Below are 19233 nucleotides of genomic sequence, written 5' to 3'. Positions count from 1 at the left end.
CACGAGCATGAAGATATCGTACACATTATTAGCCATTTGTGCATTATTAATATTTTCTTTCAGACAATACGAAGAAAAAACGGAACAGAACAGGGTCATTCCGAATAAAAGTTTCTGCACCGGCGAGCGGGTCGAGTACAGGGTGCATTATGGCTTTATCAATGCAGCCGAGGCTAAGGTAGAGGTGGGCAAAAATGTCTCCATGATCAACAACAGGCCCTGTTTTCGGGTCAATGTTACGGGTCGCACCGTCGGCGCATTCGATCTGATCTCCCGGGTGCGTGACACCTGGCGTTCTTACATTGACACCACCGCTATACTGCCACATATGTTTGAGCGGCAGATTCAGGAAAATAAATACCGGAAAGAGGAAAAGGTATTCTTCAATCACAACAAAGATCAGGCGGTTTCCAGCATCAAGGATGAAACCAAGACTTTTAATGTGCCCAACAATATTCATGACATCATCAGTGGCTACTTTTTTCTACGCACCATCAATTTTGAAAAGGTGACAGAGGGCGAAATTATAGAGGTACCCACGTTTTTCGACGGTGAAGTCTACAAGCTGCGGGTGAGATATGTCGGTAAAGACGTAATCAAAACCAAATTTGGAAGGACCAAAGTACTCAGACTGAATCCATTGATCCCGGATAACAAATTCTTCAAGGACGAGGGTGCGATGCGGCTCTGGGTTTCGGACGATTCCAATAAAATACCGCTCAAAGCAGAGGTGGACCTCAGAATCGGCTCCCTTGAAATGGACCTTAAATCCTACAAAGGCCTGCGCAAAGATTTAACCTGGTTTTGAAAATACCGGACCCTCCAATTTTGTATTTGCCTGAATGGAAACCACAATTGATTTTTACTGATTTTAAAGTATGGAATGCTGTGCGCTCCAAAACTTTTGTAAAAACCAGCGATCGCAGGCACTTCCGGGCTTTCAAAATCAAAAACCAGGTGTTCTTCCGCGTGCCCGGAAAAGTACATGTCCAGTAAACAGCTTCTCGCATTGTTCTTCCTTCCTACTGCATCAGAAGCATTGAACAAATAAATGGCCCTTCCCGCATACCTGACCACCAATGTCCCCGCATGGACCTGATTGTCCTTTTTAGCGTAGCAGACCTGGCCAATGCCTCTCATTTGGGTTTCAGCAAAAATGTTTTTTAGCAAATCGTAAGCGCCAGGGCGAACACCTCCCGCAATCCGCCGGGACTGATTGGCGACAAACAGCTCGATCAACGGGGTTATCTGTCCATTCTTTTCGATTGTCCAACCACTGCTTCTGCCCCGTCTTACATTGACTTTGCGATCCGGGCTATAATCCCCGTAGATTTCCCCGTAAGCCCTACAGAGATTTAACCAGAAGGTATGCTGGGGCGTAAATGTAAATTCGGCCAATTGGTCTTTGATCCTGAAAAGTGTATTGAAATTTTCCGGATTGAAATGATAGGAGCTCACGTAGGAAAAGTGACTGGACAATGCCTGCATAAAAGCCAGAAAGTCTGTCTGCCCCAGGCAACCCATTGAAAAAACACCCAGGTACTGACAAAAAAGAGGCTGAAAAACGATCGTCTTGCCCCACTTTTTGACAACAGGCAAAGGCATAACAATCTGATAATTGGAGCGGTCCGGCCACACCAGGGCTTTCCAGCCGCAGCAGACGATGTCCAGATAAAAGGTGTGGGCGTAAACGACACCTTGCCGGCAGGCGCCGATGAGCTGATCCCAGCGGGCATCATTTATTTCTGTGCGGTTTAATAGAACAGGCGTCAATGGGAAACGAAATAAGGCGATGAAACTATCTGGCTTATTTCTTAGACGCGGATTCTATTTAAAGTAACTGCGAAGTTTCTGAAGAGTCTCTTCCACGTCAGGGGTTTCATCCATGAGCAGGTTAATACTCTGAATCGAGTGGATTACCGTACTATGGTCGCGGCCGCCGAAATGATAGCCGATTGACTTCAATGGAAGGTCGGTGTACTCCTTGGCAAGGAACATTGCGAGCTGACGCGGATAGACAACTTCCTTTTTACGGCTTTTGCTTTTCAGATCGGCAATCGTCACCTGGAAATAATCGGCAATCGTTTCCTGGATCGTATCGATTGTGACTTCCTTATCCTCGTTCATGACGATGTTGCGCAAGGTATTCTTTGCTAGCTCCACATCGATTTCACGCCTGGTAAGGGAGGCCTGCGCCATCAGTGACACGATCACACCTTCCAGCTCACGAACGTTGGAATTCACACTATGCGCAATGTATTCGATCACATCATAGTCAATCGAAATTCCTTCTGCCTGGATTTTCTTTTGAAGAATGGCAATACGCGTTTCAAAATCCGGTGTCTGCAGATCGGCGGTAAGCCCCCATTTAAAACGTGACAGCAACCTGTCCTGCAAGCCCTGAAGTTCTCGTGGCGGCCGGTCACTGGTCATAATGATCTGCTTGCCGAGCTGGTGCAGGTGGTTAAAAATATGGAAGAATGTATCCTGCGTTTTTTCCTTTCCTGACAAAAACTGAACGTCATCTATTGCGAGCACGTCCACCTTCATGTAAAAATCAGTAAAGTCCTGAAGGGTATTGTTTTTAATGGAGTTGATAAACTGGTTGGTGAATTTTTCGGAAGACACATACAGCACCAGCTTATTATCAAAGTGGTTCATGATGTAATTGCCGATCGCCTGCACCAGGTGAGTTTTCCCCAACCCTACCCCTCCGTACATCATCAGCGGGTTAAAAGAAGTAAGCCCGGGACGCTGCGCTACTGCAAACCCGGCAGAGCGGGCCAGGCGGTTGCAATCTCCTTCAATAAAATTGTCAAAAGAATAATTCGGGTTCAGGTAGGTGTCCAGGTTCATTGAATCCTGGTCCTTGTCTTTGTGATTGGAACCCATTCGCGGGTCTGTCGCAAAATTGTCAGGCCGTGAATAATTGGGAGATTTCTGGGTGGAGACATTCATCGTAAGCGGCTGATGCTTATCATTACCGGTGTCTACAATAATGGAATATTCCAATAAGCCGTCCCGTCCTATGGCATAATCCAGCGCCTTCCTGAGCAGGTTTACATAATTATCTTCAAGCCATTCGTAGAAAAACTGACTTGGAACCTGGATCGTAAGCACTTTTCCATAGATCTTTAAAGGCCGTATAGGTTCAAACCATGTCTTAAAGCTCTCATCAGGAATGTGCTGCTGAATAACTCTCAGGCAGGCATCCCAGATCTGGTCGACTTCTCTATATGTGCTTACTCGTTCCAATGTATAATCTACCGTATTCAGAATGTCAAATTTTAAAAGGACGGCAAAGATATAAAAATACCTGATCTCTCCAGATTAAACTAAGGTTCAATTTAATACCAATGCCTTCCATCTGCAAGCCTGTAAATAAAACAATTTCATAAACGCGTCGTAACGGCGGCAGGGCTGCATTAGCCTGCATGAATAAAAAAATGATCCGTAATTTGTAACTTTGTTAACCCACATTTATTAGTACTCACGACGATTTATCCTAAAAATGCCCGGCCACTTATTTTCAGAATTTAGCCCTTCCAGTAAAGACGCCTGGGAAAAGCTGGCACAAAAAGAATTGAAGGGAAAGTGGCGCGAGCTGCCCTCATGGACCATTTCGCCTGGCCTGACCTTCGAACCATACCTGACCCGACAAGAAACGGATTCTGAAAGAATTGCAGAAATGCAGCAAAGTCAGAAAAAGAATCCGGGGTGGCTCAACATGCCCGACATTACTTTTACAGATCCGCGCAAAACCAATGCAGCCATCAAAAACGCATTGGCAAACGGGGCGGATGCCATCTTTCTAAATCTGAGAGATACCGAGCTAAACCGCTGTGAATTCCCCAAACTGCTGCATAGCCTGCGACTCAGCGACACACCTGTTTTTTTTCAAACAGATAAAAATAGCGGTCAGCTGTTTTCAGAAATCTCAAAACATGCCGGGTATTATCTCAAAGGCGGCGTGGCTTTTGATCCGCTGGCGCATTGGATGCGGACAGGCACCCGATACGAAAGTTCGATCAACGCTATTTCGGAACTAGTGCACCATACAAAAAGTATGCGCGAGTTCCGGCCTTACATGATCGAAACCCATTTGTATCATAACAATGGGGCCGATCCAGTACAGGAACTTGCCTTTGCCATCGCAGCCACTGCTACGTACATGGATCTGCTGACCGAAAACGGCGTCGCCCCGCTGCTGGCATTCAACCGGGCACTCTTTTCCGTTTCGGTAGGGACCCGGTACCTGACCGAAATTGCAAAGTTGCGCGCATTCCGGTACCTGTTACAACGAATTTCGCGCGCCTATGAGCTGCCCGATGAGCTGTGCGTGCCGTTTTTACAGGCTCGTACCTCTTCTTTTTACCATACCCGCACTTCTACCTACACCAACATGATCAGAGCTTCCTCAGAGGCTATGAGCGCCGTTATAGGCGGATGCAATGCGCTGACTGTGCAGGCATATGACCTTGACTCGGCAAATCGGGGTGACTTTTCGGATCGAATCGCAAGAAATGTTTCCTCAGTCCTGTCTTTCGAAAGCTCGCTGGGCATTGTAGCCGATCCCGCCGCAGGCTCGTACCTGCTGGAAGATATGTCATGCAAATTAGCAGACGCTGCATGGAAATCGTTTTTAGATATTGAGGAAAAAGGAGGACTGATCCAATGCTTTGAAAGTGGTTTTATTCAAAATGAACTGCAAAAGTCATTGGCACAAAAAGTCAGTGCATTGCATCAGGGTCAGGTCATGGTAGGTGTTAACCGCTTTCATCAGCCAACAGAGCGAAATGACGCGGGCGCTAAAACGCTGGCTGATGTTGCTACACATCAATTTACATTATTGAATGACAGGCGCTTGTCTGACTATTTCCACCAACAAAGCCTGTCCAAGAAATGAAACCTAATTTCAAAAATATCAACATACCGGCCCGACCGGAGCAGGCTGCTGCCCCTGACAAGTTCGCTGTAACTTCGGAAGGAATCAGGCTAAAACCCGCTTACTCGGCAAAGGACATTGCCGATTTTGAGCATCTATCTTTCGGTGCCGGCGCTGCTCCTTTCCTGCGAGGCCCTTATGCGAGCATGTATCTCGACCGCCCGTGGACCATCCGGCAATATGCGGGATTTTCAACGGCTGCGGATTCCAATGCATTTTACAAAAGAAACCTGGCCGCCGGACAAAAGGGGCTCTCTGTCGCGTTTGATCTGGCCACCCACCGCGGCTACGACTCCGACCATCCCAGGGTAACCGGCGATGTGGGAAAAGCCGGAGTCGCCATAGACTCGGTCGAAGACATGAAAATGCTTTTTGATTCAATTCCTTTGGATCAAATGTCTGTTTCAATGACCATGAATGGGGCGGTATTGCCGGTTATGGCGTTTTTTATCGTCGCCGCCGAAGAACAAGGCATTGGCCCTGAACTGCTGTCGGGTACCATCCAGAATGATATCCTCAAAGAGTTCATGGTGCGCAATACCTACATTTATCCGCCTGCGCCTTCGATGCGGATTGTGGGGGATATTTTTGCCTATGCATCCAGGTATATGCCCAAGTTCAACTCCATCAGCATCAGCGGCTACCACATGCATGAGGCAGGCGCTCCCGCTCACATCGAGCTCGCCTACACCCTGGCAGACGGGCTGGAATACATTCGTACCGGCTTGAATGCAGGTATTGCGATCGATGATTTTGCTCCGAGGCTATCTTTTTTCTGGGGAATAGGCATGAACCATTTTATGGAAATTGCCAAAATGCGTGCTGGCAGGCTGCTATGGTCCAAAATTGTTCACCAGTTTGGACCAAAAAATGAAAAGTCACTCGCGCTACGGACCCACTGCCAAACCAGTGGTTACAGCCTCACCGAGCAGGACCCATACAATAATGTAGCGCGTACGACCATTGAAGCCATGGCGGCTGTGATGGGACATACCCAGTCACTACACACCAATTCGCTAGATGAAGCGATCGCATTGCCCACCGATTTTTCGGCACGCATCGCGCGCAATACCCAGCTTTTTATCCAGTATGAAACAGACCTTTGCCAGGCGGTAGATCCCTGGGGAGGCTCGTATTATGTTGAATATCTGACCAATCAGCTCGTTGAAAAGGCCTGGCAGCTGATTGAAGAAGTGGAACGGTTGGGAGGAATGACCAAAGCCATTGAAACAGGTTTACCCAAAATGCGCATTGAGGAGGCTGCGGCACGAAAACAGGCCAGGATAGATTCGGGCAAAGACGTGATCGTGGGGGTGAATCGCTTTAAAACAGAGAATAAAGAAGACCTGGATATTCGTCAGATCGACAACCATGCCGTCCGACAGGCGCAGGTTTCTCAGTTAGAAAACATCAAAAACACCCGCGATACGGAGAAAGTAAACAAGTCATTGCAGGCCATTACCGAGGCGTGCAAACAGCCGGGCGGAAAAGACATGGACAGTAATTTATTGGCGCTCGCAGTTGACGCAGCACGTAAAAGGGCTACTTTAGGGGAAATTTCTGACGCTATGGAAAAACAGTTCGGCCGGTATAAATCAACCATACGGTCTGTTTCCGGGGTTTACCAGTCCGAAGCTTCGGATGACGAAAACTTCCGTCTGGCATTACAGATCTCAGATCAGTTTGCCCAGGCCGAAGGTCGCCGCCCGCGAATACTGGTTGCCAAAATGGGCCAGGACGGTCACGATCGCGGGGCCAAGGTAATTGCTACCAGTTTCGCAGACCTTGGTTTTGATGTTGACATAGGCCCGCTGTTTCAGACGCCGCAAGAGGTCGCCAGGCAGGCGGCCGAAAACGATGTACATGTGATTGGCGCGTCCAGCCTCGCTGCTGGTCATAAAACGCTCATTCCCGAGCTCATTGCGGAGCTTAAAAGCATTGGCCGGGAAGACATTATGGTCATAGCGGGCGGTGTTATCCCCGCTCAGGATTACCAGTTTCTCTACGATGCAGGCGTAAAAGGCATTTTTGGGCCTGGAACCATCATTTCCGTCGCCGCCCAGAAGATACTGACAGAATTAATGGCAGTTAATTAACACCTGCAAAAACCAGCGAGGTACAGTTGCCTCCAAAGCCAAATGAATTGGAAAGTACATAATTGACTTTCTCCGTTTTTGTGTATGCCGCTATCGGGCTATTGGGATAATTCGCGATGGGCGTTTTGACATGCAGGCTGGGAAACAATTCCGCGTGATTAATGCTTAAAATACTAAAAATTGCCTCCACCGCGCCGGCTGCTCCCAAGGTGTGGCCCGTATAGGATTTGGTGGAGCCAAATGGCGGAATCTGCTCAAACAACGCGCTCAGGCCATATAATTCCACCTGGTCATTGTTTTGCGTTCCGGTACCATGTGCATTGACGTAGTCGATCTGATCGCAGGTCACGCCGGCTACTTCCATCGCCTCTTTCATACTTCGGATAGCCCCAATTGCCTCATCCGACATCGCCGAAGGGTGATGGGCATCATTGGCATTGCCGTATCCAGCAACCCGGGCATATACCTTTTTGCCTGAGGCCGCTTCCTGGGATTCCAGTACAAGGTAGGCCGCAGCTTCGCCCAGATTGAGCCCGTCGCGGTTGACGTCGAAGGGTTTGCAGGGGTTTTCGGAAAGGATTTTAAGTGCATTAAAGCCATTGACCGTGTATTTGGCAAGGCTGTCAACCCCTCCTACAATCACTCTCTGGGCCCTGCCCGACCTGATCAGGCGCGCACCGAGCATAATCGCGTTAGCAGAAGAAGAGCAGGCTGTGTTGATGGTATCGGTAAATCCCTTGATTTTATATCTTCTGATCAGTTTCATCGTATGGGCCGAGCAGCCGTAAGCACTCAGATATTCAGAGCCCGCGGATTTCAGGTTGGCGTCTTCATAGAGCTGGTCGGTCAGGCACATGCCTCCTACCGTGCTGGCCGATATCAATGCAGTGTCAAAAGATGAAATGTCAGCCTGTGAAAGTCCGGCGTCTGCCACGGCTTCGTTAAAAGCCTTATCTGCCAACAAGCAAGTCCGAGTGTAACCTTTACTATCTTCTAAACCCAGCGATTGCTTCAAATGATCATTGCTGACATTGATTTCACCAAAAGGCAGCAATGAAGCATAGTGAGACTTGAAATGGACCGCCCTGGAAATGCCCGTCCGGGCATGGCGCAAACTTTCGTGGTTCTCCGAAAGATTTTCACCAATCGCAGAAATAATGCCCATTCCAGTTACCAGCACCGGTTTCATCATCAGGCAGGTTTGGTATTGGCCAAAATGTATTCGGCCATATGATTCACATCGACCAGGATTTTCCTCCCTTCGGCGGGATTGGTGATTTTGATGCCGTACTCCCTTTCGAGCAGCACGACCAGTTCAAGCGAATCGATCGAATCAAGGCCCAGATCGCCGCCAAATAAAGGCTCGTCGTCTTTGATATCGGCAGGGTTTATATCCAGTAAATTCAGGTATTGCACAATCTGCCCTTTCAAAATGGGCTTCAAACTTTCTATGTCCATATGATTTTGTTAATCTCTTCCGAGCGGATTATGATCTCTGACGGGGTTCTGTGATTCAAACTTAAATAATTCTTTCTAACCGCAACTTAAAATAGGTGCTAACTTGGCAAATCAGGATAAAAATCCCCAGGAAAGCAAATACGTACCTTAGCTCCTGCCAGCTACCGCCTTTGAGAAAAAGTACATAAAACCCTTCCAGACACCAATGCAACGGGGAAAAATTGGCAGCAAACTGCATGAAGCCCGGCATCACAAATGTGGGCACCAGTATCCCGCCTATCGCGCCAAAAATGATGATCGAAATAGCGCCGAAACCATTGGCCTGCTGCTCGGTTTTGGCAAAAGCGCCTATCATTAAAGCATAGCTCACCGCCGCCATGCTACTGATCAGCACCACCGCCGCCAGGGCCACAAAATTGTCAGGCACAGTCAGTAATGGCAGGCCGAGCCTGGGCAGTATCCATATACCCATTGAAAAAGTGAGTGCAACCTGTAACACGGCCACAACCACATAAATAGCCATTTTACTAAACATGACCAGCATGAAAGTGGTCGGCATGGTTTTGAGCCGTAAAAAACTACCATTGACCCGCTCTTTTACAATGTTGCTTCCCAATGATACCACCATGAAAAACATGGCAAAAATCGTCCAGGCGGGTACGTTATGCTGGGTAGAATTGGGGATGGCCGTCGAGTTGCTATTACTGGCTACGATCTGGTCAATGGCTACCCTGTTGGAAATCATTTTCTCTTTCAGCTTCTGTGATTTATCTCCCAGGTCCATATTGCTGTACATCCGGTCGATCATCAGCGAATTTTCGATCACGCTCATGTAGGATTGAATGATGCCCATGACCGAATAGCTGTAATTTTCCTGCAAAACCGGATCGTTATAAAAAGAGAGCCTTGGCATATCCACCTTTTCAGGATCGGCTACATGGTGTTCCAGTCCGAGATCGTCCATCAGGATTTTGCTTACATCTGCCGCATTACTTTCCAGGCCTGCCGAAAAACGTGGCGGAATGTATAAGGCGATCAGTTTGCCGCGCGAAAGCAGCTCCGATTTCAACGATTGCTGCGCAATACCATTCTGAGAATCAATTTTAAAAAGCCCTGATTTTTTCAATGCAGCAACCAGCTTTCCGCCCTCTTTGCCGGTATCATGATTTACGACCAAGAGGGGGATCTGATTCTCATTCACCACCTTATAGGCGCTGTCCTGAATGATAGTAATGATAAATACCAAAATCAAAGGCATCAAAAACATCAATGCAAGCCCCACCTTATCGTTGATGAGCAGCAAAAATTCTTTGCGTAATGATGAAATGATTTTGAACATATTAGTCGCGGTACTGCTCTCCTGTCAGTTTGATGAATAAGGATTGCAGGCTGGCTACTGCATTTTCAGTTTTGAGCTGCAACAACTCTCCCTTTGCAATCACCTTTCCATTGTCGATCAGGGCAATGTTTTTGCAGAATTCCTCCGCCTCCGACATATGATGTGAGGTATAAATAATGGTCGTACCGTCCTGATTGATCTGCTGCAGATAGCGAATGATCGCATTACGGCTCTGGACATCCACGCCAACCGTGGGCTCGTCCAGAAACAGGATTGCAGGCTGGTGGATAATGCCAATGGCCAGGTTGATCCTCCGCTTCATGCCACCTGAAAACGAACCTACCTTTTTATCAGCTGATTTCGTTAGTCCCAGCACTTCCAGTAAATGGTCTCTTCTGCGTCCCAGATCGCTTTTGGAGAGATTATACATCGCGCCAAAATAGTCCAGGTTTTGTCTGGCCGTCAGTTCCTGATAGAATGCATACTCCTGCGGAACAAAACCAATGCGGTTTTTCCGCTGCGTTTCGCTTGCCGGCGCGCCATCAATAAAGTAATGAATTTGCCCTGAGGAAGGTGGTATAATACCACACAATATGGAAATCAATGTAGTTTTTCCCGCTCCGTTTGGCCCCAGCAGGCCAAACACATCACCGGCTTGAATGTCCAGGGAAACATGGGTGAGGCTGTCTTGCTGCGAAGATTTGTATCTTTTGTAAATATCCTGAATTTCGATGCATACTTGTCCGGCCATAATCTGTCGCTATTCTCACTTACCCAGATTTAGCCCCGAAAGCTTCTGAAACGCCTCTTTTTCCACCAGGCGAATGTCGAGTAACATATCGGCGATTTCTTCAAAATCTTTTTGCTCGGTCAACCTTCCCTTGTAGACCCCGGCCATTTTGATCGCGCTCGCACGCCACATATCCCCTGCTTTTGTAAAATCCTCTGAAATATTGGAAAGTCTGTCGTCCTGCATATAGGCCGCAGCTTCTTCCAGGAAAGCGCCATATAAAAAGCGAAATCCGCCGCCACCTGTGCCTATTTCTTCCTGCATACGCACGATTTGCCCCAGATACAGGCTGGCTTTTTTAAGCCCGAGCTTATCGCGCCATTTGCGGATATGTCCCGAAGTATGCCTGATGCCATCCACACCCGCAAAATTTCCGGGTATTCTGAGCATATCGCGCACGTTTCTACGGATACCTTTCACAATGCCCTGACGGATCACATCTTCGGTAACTGGTTTTACTCTTTCCGGAAAATAAATATGGCCTTTCGGAGCAAGCGGTCCCTGTGCAAAGCGAACGCGCGTGAGGTCCGCTTTCGAAAGCGTTGTCACATCCTCCATCACCGGGTCGCTGATCATATACTGATCGTCTTCCTGCCCAAAAACAATTAGGTTGTGAGCGTTGAAATGAAAGCGGTATTCCTTTGGAAAGTAAGTCAGATGAAAAACCCCAACCTGGCATCCTACCGGCACGCCTTCCTTTACTTTTTGATCCAAAAAAGCTTCGGCAGCAGTAACATTGGAAAACTTCTTGCGGGTAACTTCAACGCCTAATGACTTGCAGGTTCTTTTGAAAATAGCCCCCGGCATAGTCCTGAACGAGATCGCAGGTCCATTGTTGACAGTCAAAAACGGGATCTGGATATAAAACAGCCCTGAACCCATCCCAAATGCCAGCGGCTCGGTCATAAATTCCAAACCATGATAGCGTAGAAGAGCGGTGGTCACACCGTTTTCACAATGTGCAGTCTGGACATGGCGGAACGCATCCGTTTGGCTATCAATATTCACTGGCTTAACCTTTAAAATTTTTCAACTCACTCACGCTAATATCGAAAGCCCTGGCATATTTTTCCAGTTTGCGATCGCTTAAATCTTTAAAAACTGATGGTTTTAAATGTCTTTTTATAAAAAAAGGAAAAAAACCAGTGTAGCCCGACAGTACCGGCAGATCCATGAGCCTGAGTTCCATAAAATAATGCACCGGGCTCTTTTCACCTCTTGCCACGGCCTGTCTGGCATCTTCAATGCGCTCGTTGACATCGTCCCACGCACTGTCGAGCGCCTGTTTTTTGACTTCCCATCCCCTGCTCAGCGCAGTTTCATATTTCCCGTCCTGATTTTTGACGTAGCAAACTTCTCTGGTAAACTTGTCCAATGCGCCCGGATCCTGGGGAAGGTCTTCCTTTTTCATTTGATCAGCAGTGATTTGTCAGATACATTTATTCAAACTGAGCCTGCACTGCGGCCAGATCAGCACACAGTCAGCAGGCAAAACATATAGGAGAAGCGGGAGCTTTCGGGTACTGCCAAAAGTATCTTTTCGCCCTTTTTTAATGCGCCGCTGTTGAAAACTTCTTCCAGCATCATATATATCGACGCTGCCCCGACATTACCCTTGGTTACCAGGTTGGTATACCATTTTTCCTTCGGGATCGGAATGCCGTTTTCGTTAAAGAAATCATCAATCTTGCTTTCAAAAAAGTAGCTGGACAAATGCGGCAGAAAATAGCTCACATCTTCCATACTGATGCCTTTTTTGGTCAATATGTCTTTCAGTTTTGCAAAACCCAATTTAACGATTTTTTCGCCCAGCAGCTTCACATCCTGCTTGATGCTAAAAACGGATTGATCCTGAATTTCGCTGGCTGAATATTCCTTATAGCTTTTTAGGGAGCCATCCGGCAGTTTGTCTGAGCCCATGTACATACAGGCTTCCTGCTCGTTGGCGTAAGAACAGCCCTCTATCCATTCTATTTTCAATGAAATCCCCTCGGCATTGGGTTTTGGTTCAACCAAAAACGCGCCCGCGCCGTCAGAGAGCATCCATCTGAGAAAATCCTTTTCAAATGACAGGTACGGATTCTGTTCCAGCCTTAGCAGCTGTTGTACTTCGTCCTCAAACTGGTCTGCCCGCAGCACCGGCGACAATCTTTCAGAAGCACAGGAAACCGCTTTTTGCTTTTCTCCCAACTTCACAGACATATACGCGTACTTGAAAGCGTGCATTCCCGCGCAGCAAACCCCCGATGGTGAAACCACTTCAATCGGACCCGTTGCGGGCAGGTACCCGTGCACCATGGAGCCGTGTGAAGGCATCAGCTGGTCGGGGCTGGACGTAGCGCAGCTCAACAAATCGACCTGTGCTATTTCATCCGCGTCATTTTTAAATAAGTCCGTTACTGCCAATGCAGCCATTTCGGCATTGGTGTGTGTGGGGGTGCCGTCTTTCAGAAGCGCGTAATATCTTCTTTTGATACCGTTATTTCTTAAAACGATTGCTTTTGATTTCGACGGTTTTCCATTAATGTATCCTAAGTATTCTTCCATTTCCTCATTTGAAACGGACTCATTCGGTAAGAACTTGGCAATTCTGGTAATATATGCTTCTGACATTATGATTTGGTTTCTACCCCACAAAAGTATTCTTTTTTCTTCTTAATCGTATTTCCGGTAAACGGTGCGATCAGCAAATTATAGACAAAAAGCAGCACGGGAGCTATCATAAACAAAGCGATCAGCAGATAATATTTAAAGAGACTGACAAACCGCTTTCTTTTTTGGGGAGTCGTCCCTTTTTTCTTGATCAACCCTGCCCAGATACGGAAAAGCTTCTTGGCCCGCTGTTCAATAAACAAAATATCCGTAGGTATTGCTATCAGTCCCGTTGCCAGCACTTCCTTCTGCAGGTTATTATATTGCTCTTTTTCAAAGGCATTTTTCACAATGTGTCCAAATCTTTCCCCGCTCTTGATATCCTGCTCGCTAACGCCAGGATAGGGAAAAATATTCCATTTCTTGTCTTTCCGGCCGGTCAGCATCCAATGCAGGATTGTCACCGCGCTGATCAGGTTGGAGGTCCTGTCCATAAAAGGGATATTGCCCACCAGCTTTCCTCCCGCATCCTTGATCAACTTCTTGACACTTTCCTGTGAATTGAGCCACATATTCCTGCCGCCAATGATAGTCACAACAGGCGTATCGACGAGCAAACGCTGGAATGAAGGAGTTTTGAGCAAGGATGTAAAAGGCAGGGATGGGGACAGAAACCAGGGCTGGTATCCCATCACAACCAGATCATAATGCTCCGAGGCAAAATTCAATGGTTTTAGCTCAATGGGCTCTTCCAGCACACATTCGGGCATCTTATCAAAAAATTCGTCGGTGGTCCACGGAAAAACGAATGGTTTGGCAGGAAAAACCTGCACCCTTTCTATGGTATCGGAATCAAAAGGCAGTAAAAACTGATCGATAATTTCATTGAGTTGTCCGCTCTGCGTGTAATTGACAACTAGTATTTTTTTCATTTAATATCAAATGCTTTTTAGGCCTACTTTAAGTCTGATTCTTTTAAAACCTTGGAATCTTTGGCGTAATCTGATATCACTTCCCTCAAGTCAGCATCGAGCCTACTATATCCTGAAACAATGGCCTGCTTGTCTTCGTGGAGCTCATTGTTATATTTCAGGATACCTGGCGCATGCTCCTGAATGGTCAGCCTCAGAAACCTGAATTCAGTATTAGCGGGATTACCCTTTATTTGCTCTTCCAGTAAATGCACTCCCTTCTTGAAAGTTTTCAGCTTGCCTCCAACCCCTTTCACAAATCCCGCCTTTTTCATAGTCAATACGCCTTTGTAGGCATTCACACGAGGAGTCGCTTTTTCTGCTTCCAGACTGGCAAGCACTTTATCGATGGTTTTCTCCTCGTCGCTGGCTAATGCCTTGTAGTATGCGCCCTTGTCGGTCTGGGCCGCTGTGGATGTGGCCAGAGCGGCTATCAGCAAAAAACAAATGACTACGGATCCTCTCATATCTTTTTCACTTACGTATTCTATTTTAAAAAGGATTATGACCAGCTCGATTTATGCCTTTCTTCGGCATTCCAGAATCGTATGATAACTATCTCCAATTAAAGGATAGGTTTCCACCACCTCAAATCCTGCCTGGTTTACCAAATCCTTCATGACTTCGATCCGGTACATTTTACTGTTGCCATTGGCCATGATCGTAAAGTACAAAGACGTTGCGACCAGACTGTAATGGGCGGCAGGATAATTCTGGTTATCAAAAAATGGTTCCAGGATATACAAGGTCGTGTTTTCAGAAGCAGCCTGACATGCATTTTTGAGGATCTGCAAAATTTGCTCCTTCGAAAAGCAGTCCAGAAACTGGCTCATCCAGATCACATCCGCACCCTGTGGAATTTGCTGGGTCTCGTCCAGCAGATTGATCGCATGAAAATCAATGCGGCCGAGTAATCCGCGTTCGGTCGCATTGGCTCTGGCCACCTTCAACTGTACCGGCAAATCCAGTATCTTGATCTTGACATCCATGTCATGGTCACAGCATGCAAACGACCATTTCCCGGTATTGCCCCCAACATCAAAAATGAGTTTCGGGTTTTTCCTGAAAACAATTTTCAAAGCATCCGGGAACGCATTGTCTGAATAATAATGATCAAAATCGAACCAGGAAGTTTTTGCCGGTTCCGGCAGGATCGACAATCCTTCATATATCGTCGGCCAGTCGCCCAGCACTTTCAGTCCCTCAGGTTTTCCGTTTTTAAAACTGTCGGTCATACTTTTGGCGCCCAGATAGCAAACGTCATTCATGAAATTCACATTGACGCGCGTCATTTCGTCCTTCAACAGGAAAAAACCTACCTTACTGATCTTCACAACACCATTCTCGGTCTCCACCACGCCCAGAATTTCAGCAGCTTCCAGCAAAAGGGTAATGCCGTATTCGGAGACATCCATCTCATCAATGATCGTATCCACAGAGACACCTTTGCGGTGATTGCTGATAAATTGAAGAATCCCAAGGTCCCGTAAGGCTATCACCGATTGGAAATACATCGGCCCGAATGCTATCTTCTGTGCTTCATACTTGGCTTCAATAGCCGACAATTCTTTTTTCATTGTACACTTTTATGGTTCTTGCTTTCTGACGAGGTGGGTATCATTCTGTCCTTGAACTTCCGTCTATGTTTTTTCTTTTTTAAATCTTCTTCATGCCAGACAATATACTTGCCCATCGTTCCCCTGAAACGCTGGAAAAAACCTTCTCTGTCCGACAGCTTCACAAAACCTTCTTTCATGGTCGGCTTCGGATCAATTTTCGGTTCATAGAGATTTAAAACCTTCAACGTATCGATAACAGTTGGCATTAACCCGATCGGAAGCTCAAAGCGTTTGATAAACTTGCGCATATAACTGGTCTGAACTGGGTCGGTGGCCAGTGCAATTTTTGAAAAGCCGAGGTCTTTTGCAAGTCGGTAGGAATAATATACGTTTTCAGTGCTGTGCTCGGCCTTTTCTTCTGTGAAAAGGTGCTCCCGAGGAATGCCCAGCGCCTGGGCATAGCTCGCCATAACCTTACTTTCTACATAAGGCGTAGCGACCGCGGAGCCGGAAAAGATGATATTTTTGGTATATCCCCTGGTGTAAAGATAGTTGGCCCAATGTATCCGCATTTGCAGGACCATATCCCATTTTTGACCATTGTACGGGAAACCGGGAACGATGACAGCGTCGTACGGCTGGTTTTCGAGGCCTTTCTGAAATGCTTTGTCCGCTGAACGATAAAGCATTTTACCGCAGCCAGCGAAAAGTATGCAGATCAGGACGGAAAAGGTCAAAGATATAATTCGCACGATAATGGGTTATCAGTTTAAACAGTAAGCTGTGAAGCGTTCACCAAACCGGCAAACAAATCACAGCTTACAAAACATTGCTTTGGTATCGGTAAATAAAATCTGATCTCTAAAAATAGGAAATTCTATTCACTTTTTAAGCCTTGAAAGATTTACTCCACTTTTTGTATAATTTCGAATCGATCTCCTGGTTGATTTTGTATACTGCTCCCGCCCAGAAATTACGGAATCCGAAGCCACCTGCCTTACCTTCTACTCTTTCGATATAAAGTACTTTTTTGGTCGCCAGGTCAATGAAAGTAACGTATGCCGTTAATTTTTCGGAAGTCTTGTTCAGGCTTTCAACGATGTAGACAATACCAATACCATCTTTTTCACTCAGCGCGTATTTTCCGACCGCTTTTTTGGCCTGCTCCTCAGTCAGGGTAACTTCCGAGTCGGTAATGTTGTCAGCCACATTAGCATTCTTATTGAACTTCACCATATCCTCCACTTTGGAAAGGTACTGGTCATCTTTCAGGTGGAATGCTTTCTGAAGGGAAAATTTCTTAGGCTCCATTTCAATGAGGTTGTTCCAGCTCACCATGTGCTGGTTCTGGATAGCGGCAGGGTCCGTAAAACCAATTTTTCCCACATATTTAGCTTGCGTAAAATCCAGGCCTAAAAATACCAGCTTGGTCTTGCCTGCAAATAAATCAGCCATGGTGTTGTCGGCTGAAACGCTGCCGGCGCTAAAAAGGACGAATGCAAGAAGTAATAACTTTTTCATGATTTGAGTAATTTGAAACAGTAGATTATTTAAGCTTTTTGTCTAAAAATGCAGCCAGCGATTTACCTGCTTTTGCATAAGATTCTGCAATGCGGACACCGGTATCGAAGTCAAAACCGCCAAACTGGCCACCAGGTACATTTCTCATTGCAATTTCAGCCACCTTAGCCGATTTGTTGGTTGATTCCACCAGGTCTACTTCATAGTCTACATAAGCATTCTTGCGCATCACGCCTACATTAAAGCCCGGTTCGATAAATTTGGTACGAACGATCAAAGTATAGGCCGCATCTGGTCTTCCCTGAATAGCCTGCAAGCCTTTGTCGCCCAGCCCCTTATTGAACAACTCTTCGAATTTCGGCTCGAAACGGGCTTTACGGTCTTCTACCCAGGCCTTTTTCCAGGTATCGCCTTTCCCTGCTTCCTTGGAATTGTACTCCGCAGATTTTTTGTCAAGATACTCCTGTTCGGTGGCAAACTTTCCTACTCCGAAGCTGGAATAGTCGTATTCGATATTAACTGTCTTCTGTCCGGACAAGGCACTTACATCTCCTGACCGGAGATCAACCCGTTGGGCAAAAGAATCGTCGTTGACGCCCAACGCGGCCACGGTTAACATGGATGCGTAAATAAAATTTTTCATTGTATTAATATGATTTTACGGTAATAGAGGCTTCAAATATAGATCAATTTTTCAGGTTTGCGTTTTTCCTGTTTGTATATTCTCAGCGAGAGTTCTTCAGCGGTTATAAACTCAAAAGTGGGCGTTACCCGAAGCCTCGATTTGAACAGAGAATGCAGCATTTCCCTGAAAACCTGGGTATCCAATGACGCGGGAATGAGTATCTTGATGTCATCATTTCCGTACTCATTTTTAGAGACCACTACCTGGTACAGATCTATTTCTTTGACCATATCCAGCACATCGAACAGCGCAGGCGGGAATATTGTCGTGCCCTTGAATTTGATCATTTGCTGCTTGCGGCCCACGACCGGGCCCAGCCGCGCACTTTTACGTCCGCAGGCGCATGGCGCGTAATATACATGACACAAGTCCCCGGTTTTGTAGCGCAGCATCGGCATTCCTTCCACGCCTAGTGTCGAAATGACCACCTCCCCCATTTCACCCTCCTTTACCGCCTCGCCATCCTCATCGACCACTTCGAGTATCAGCAGGTCTTCATTTAAATGTCCCCCCTTACCTTCGCCACATTCTGTAAACGCCGCGCCCATTTCAGTGGATGCATAGGTAGAGTACAATTTAACATTCCACTGGGAAGTGATCCGCTTACCCAATTCATTGTAGGTAAAATCCGGGTTACGGACCGGCTCGCCAATGCATATGACCGATTTGACGCTGGAAGAACTGAAATCGATACCATTGGCCTGTGCGTAGTCGATCAGGCGTGGAATGAATGAGGGGATGGCGATAATCACTGTCGGAGCAAAACGCTGAATGGACTCCCACTGCAAAAACGGCGCGCCAGGCCCGACCCGGATCATACCCGCACCCATTTTGCGGGCGCCCATCCAGTAAGCCAGGCCTGCCATAAACCGACGGTCAATGGTGGTCATCAGCTGGTAAATATCGTGTTCGCTGCCGTCCGCACACCGAAAAGAATCGCATTCATTGATAGCAAGCCTTTCGACGTCGGAATCAGTCAGGTAAAATGCAACGGGGTCTGCCAATGTCCCCGACGTGGTCACATAGTCGGCGATCCTGCTTTTGGGCACACACAGAAAATCATCATTGGCAGCCGCCAGATCATCTTTGGAGGTAAATGGCAGCTTGGTAAGGTCCGCACGGCTGACAATGGAATCAATATCGACACCGTATTCCCTAAAAACTCTGCGGTAATAGGGCGAATGAGCTGATACATAAGCCAGCAAATGTTTCAGTTTTTGCTCCTGCGTCTCACGGTTCATAGCAGAGGTCATTTTTCAGTCGGGTTATAAGTAAAC

Annotated in this window: 19 protein-coding genes; 3 read left to right on the top strand and 16 right to left on the bottom strand. The window is 46.9% G+C overall.

Going from position 1 to position 19233, the window contains the following annotated elements; genetic code table 11:
* The first annotated feature begins 7 nt into the window (after positions 1-7).
* Positions 8-808, top strand: coding sequence for a DUF3108 domain-containing protein (locus ON006_RS02885; RefSeq protein WP_244823610.1), 801 nt, complete (start codon positions 8-10; stop codon positions 806-808).
* Here the strand turns inward: ON006_RS02885 and ON006_RS02880 are convergent.
* Positions 772-1773, bottom strand: a complete 1002-nt coding sequence (locus ON006_RS02880) for a GNAT family N-acetyltransferase (protein ID WP_244823609.1) — start codon at positions 1771-1773, stop codon at positions 772-774. The genes ON006_RS02885 and ON006_RS02880 overlap by 37 nt on opposite strands.
* A gap of 54 nt (positions 1774-1827) precedes the next feature.
* The gene (gene dnaA / locus ON006_RS02875; protein WP_244823608.1) at positions 1828-3255 is read right to left on the bottom strand and encodes a chromosomal replication initiator protein DnaA; all 1428 of its coding nucleotides are present in this window, start codon (positions 3253-3255) and stop codon (positions 1828-1830) included.
* A 256-nt stretch (positions 3256-3511) separates the two neighbouring features.
* Between dnaA and ON006_RS02870 the strand changes: the two genes are divergently transcribed.
* Together ON006_RS02870 and scpA are read left to right on the top strand one after the other, a co-directional pair.
* Positions 3512-4906: a methylmalonyl-CoA mutase family protein gene (locus tag ON006_RS02870; protein WP_244823607.1), complete on the top strand. Its 1395-nt coding sequence runs from the start codon at positions 3512-3514 to the stop codon at positions 4904-4906.
* Positions 4903-7041 carry a methylmalonyl-CoA mutase gene (scpA, locus tag ON006_RS02865; protein ID WP_244823606.1) on the top strand — a complete coding sequence of 713 codons (2139 nt, stop codon included), beginning with the start codon at positions 4903-4905 and terminating at the stop codon, positions 7039-7041. Before ON006_RS02870 ends, scpA begins: the two co-directional genes overlap by 4 nt.
* Here the strand turns inward: scpA and ON006_RS02860 are convergent.
* The 14 genes from ON006_RS02860 to flxY form a co-directional block, all read right to left on the bottom strand.
* Complete coding sequence (locus ON006_RS02860; RefSeq protein ID WP_244823605.1) at positions 7034-8233, bottom strand: beta-ketoacyl-[acyl-carrier-protein] synthase family protein; 1200 nt, start codon at positions 8231-8233, stop codon at positions 7034-7036. The genes scpA and ON006_RS02860 overlap by 8 nt on opposite strands.
* Positions 8233-8499: a phosphopantetheine-binding protein gene (locus ON006_RS02855; protein WP_244823604.1), complete on the bottom strand. Its 267-nt coding sequence runs from the start codon at positions 8497-8499 to the stop codon at positions 8233-8235. Before ON006_RS02855 ends, ON006_RS02860 begins: the two co-directional genes overlap by 1 nt.
* A 61-nt stretch (positions 8500-8560) precedes the next feature.
* Positions 8561-9838: an ABC transporter permease gene (locus ON006_RS02850; RefSeq protein WP_244823603.1), complete on the bottom strand. Its 1278-nt coding sequence runs from the start codon at positions 9836-9838 to the stop codon at positions 8561-8563.
* 1 nt (position 9839) lies between these two features.
* Complete coding sequence (locus tag ON006_RS02845; RefSeq protein WP_244823602.1) at positions 9840-10589, bottom strand: ABC transporter ATP-binding protein; 750 nt, start codon at positions 10587-10589, stop codon at positions 9840-9842.
* Positions 10590-10604: 15 nt separating this feature from the next.
* The gene (gene darH, locus ON006_RS02840) at positions 10605-11636 is read right to left on the bottom strand and encodes a BtrH-related acyltransferase DarH (protein WP_244823601.1); all 1032 of its coding nucleotides are present in this window, start codon (positions 11634-11636) and stop codon (positions 10605-10607) included.
* A gap of 4 nt (positions 11637-11640) precedes the next feature.
* Positions 11641-12039 (bottom strand): flexirubin biosynthesis protein DarG, encoded by a 399-nt coding sequence (gene DarG / locus ON006_RS02835; RefSeq protein ID WP_244823600.1) that lies wholly within the window; start codon positions 12037-12039, stop codon positions 11641-11643.
* A gap of 59 nt (positions 12040-12098) precedes the next feature.
* Complete coding sequence (darB, locus tag ON006_RS02830; RefSeq protein ID WP_244823599.1) at positions 12099-13241, bottom strand: dialkylresorcinol biosynthesis protein DarB; 1143 nt, start codon at positions 13239-13241, stop codon at positions 12099-12101.
* Entirely contained in the window at positions 13241-14152 is a 912-nt protein-coding gene (locus ON006_RS02825) for a hypothetical protein (RefSeq protein WP_244823598.1), read from the bottom strand. Before ON006_RS02825 ends, darB begins: the two co-directional genes overlap by 1 nt.
* A 23-nt stretch (positions 14153-14175) precedes the next feature.
* Entirely contained in the window at positions 14176-14658 is a 483-nt protein-coding gene (locus tag ON006_RS02820) for a hypothetical protein (RefSeq protein ID WP_244823597.1), read from the bottom strand.
* Positions 14659-14709: 51 nt separating this feature from the next.
* Positions 14710-15768, bottom strand: coding sequence for a methyltransferase (locus ON006_RS02815; protein ID WP_244823596.1), 1059 nt, complete (start codon positions 15766-15768; stop codon positions 14710-14712).
* Positions 15765-16439, bottom strand: a complete 675-nt coding sequence (locus tag ON006_RS02810; protein ID WP_244823595.1) for a YdcF family protein — start codon at positions 16437-16439, stop codon at positions 15765-15767. Before ON006_RS02810 ends, ON006_RS02815 begins: the two co-directional genes overlap by 4 nt.
* A 199-nt stretch (positions 16440-16638) precedes the next feature.
* Positions 16639-17271, bottom strand: coding sequence for a hypothetical protein (locus tag ON006_RS02805; RefSeq protein ID WP_244823594.1), 633 nt, complete (start codon positions 17269-17271; stop codon positions 16639-16641).
* A 25-nt stretch (positions 17272-17296) separates the two neighbouring features.
* Positions 17297-17914, bottom strand: a complete 618-nt coding sequence (locus ON006_RS02800; RefSeq protein ID WP_244823593.1) for a hypothetical protein — start codon at positions 17912-17914, stop codon at positions 17297-17299.
* A 32-nt stretch (positions 17915-17946) separates the two neighbouring features.
* Complete coding sequence (gene flxY / locus ON006_RS02795; RefSeq protein ID WP_244823592.1) at positions 17947-19209, bottom strand: flexirubin biosynthesis putative acyl-CoA ligase FlxY; 1263 nt, start codon at positions 19207-19209, stop codon at positions 17947-17949.
* Positions 19210-19233 lie beyond the last annotated feature (24 nt).

It is taken from the genome of Dyadobacter pollutisoli, assembly GCF_026625565.1.
Lineage (GTDB): Bacteria > Bacteroidota > Bacteroidia > Cytophagales > Spirosomataceae > Dyadobacter > Dyadobacter pollutisoli.
Note: the sequence above shows the minus strand (reverse complement) of the source record. Positions and strands in the feature narration are given on the sequence as shown.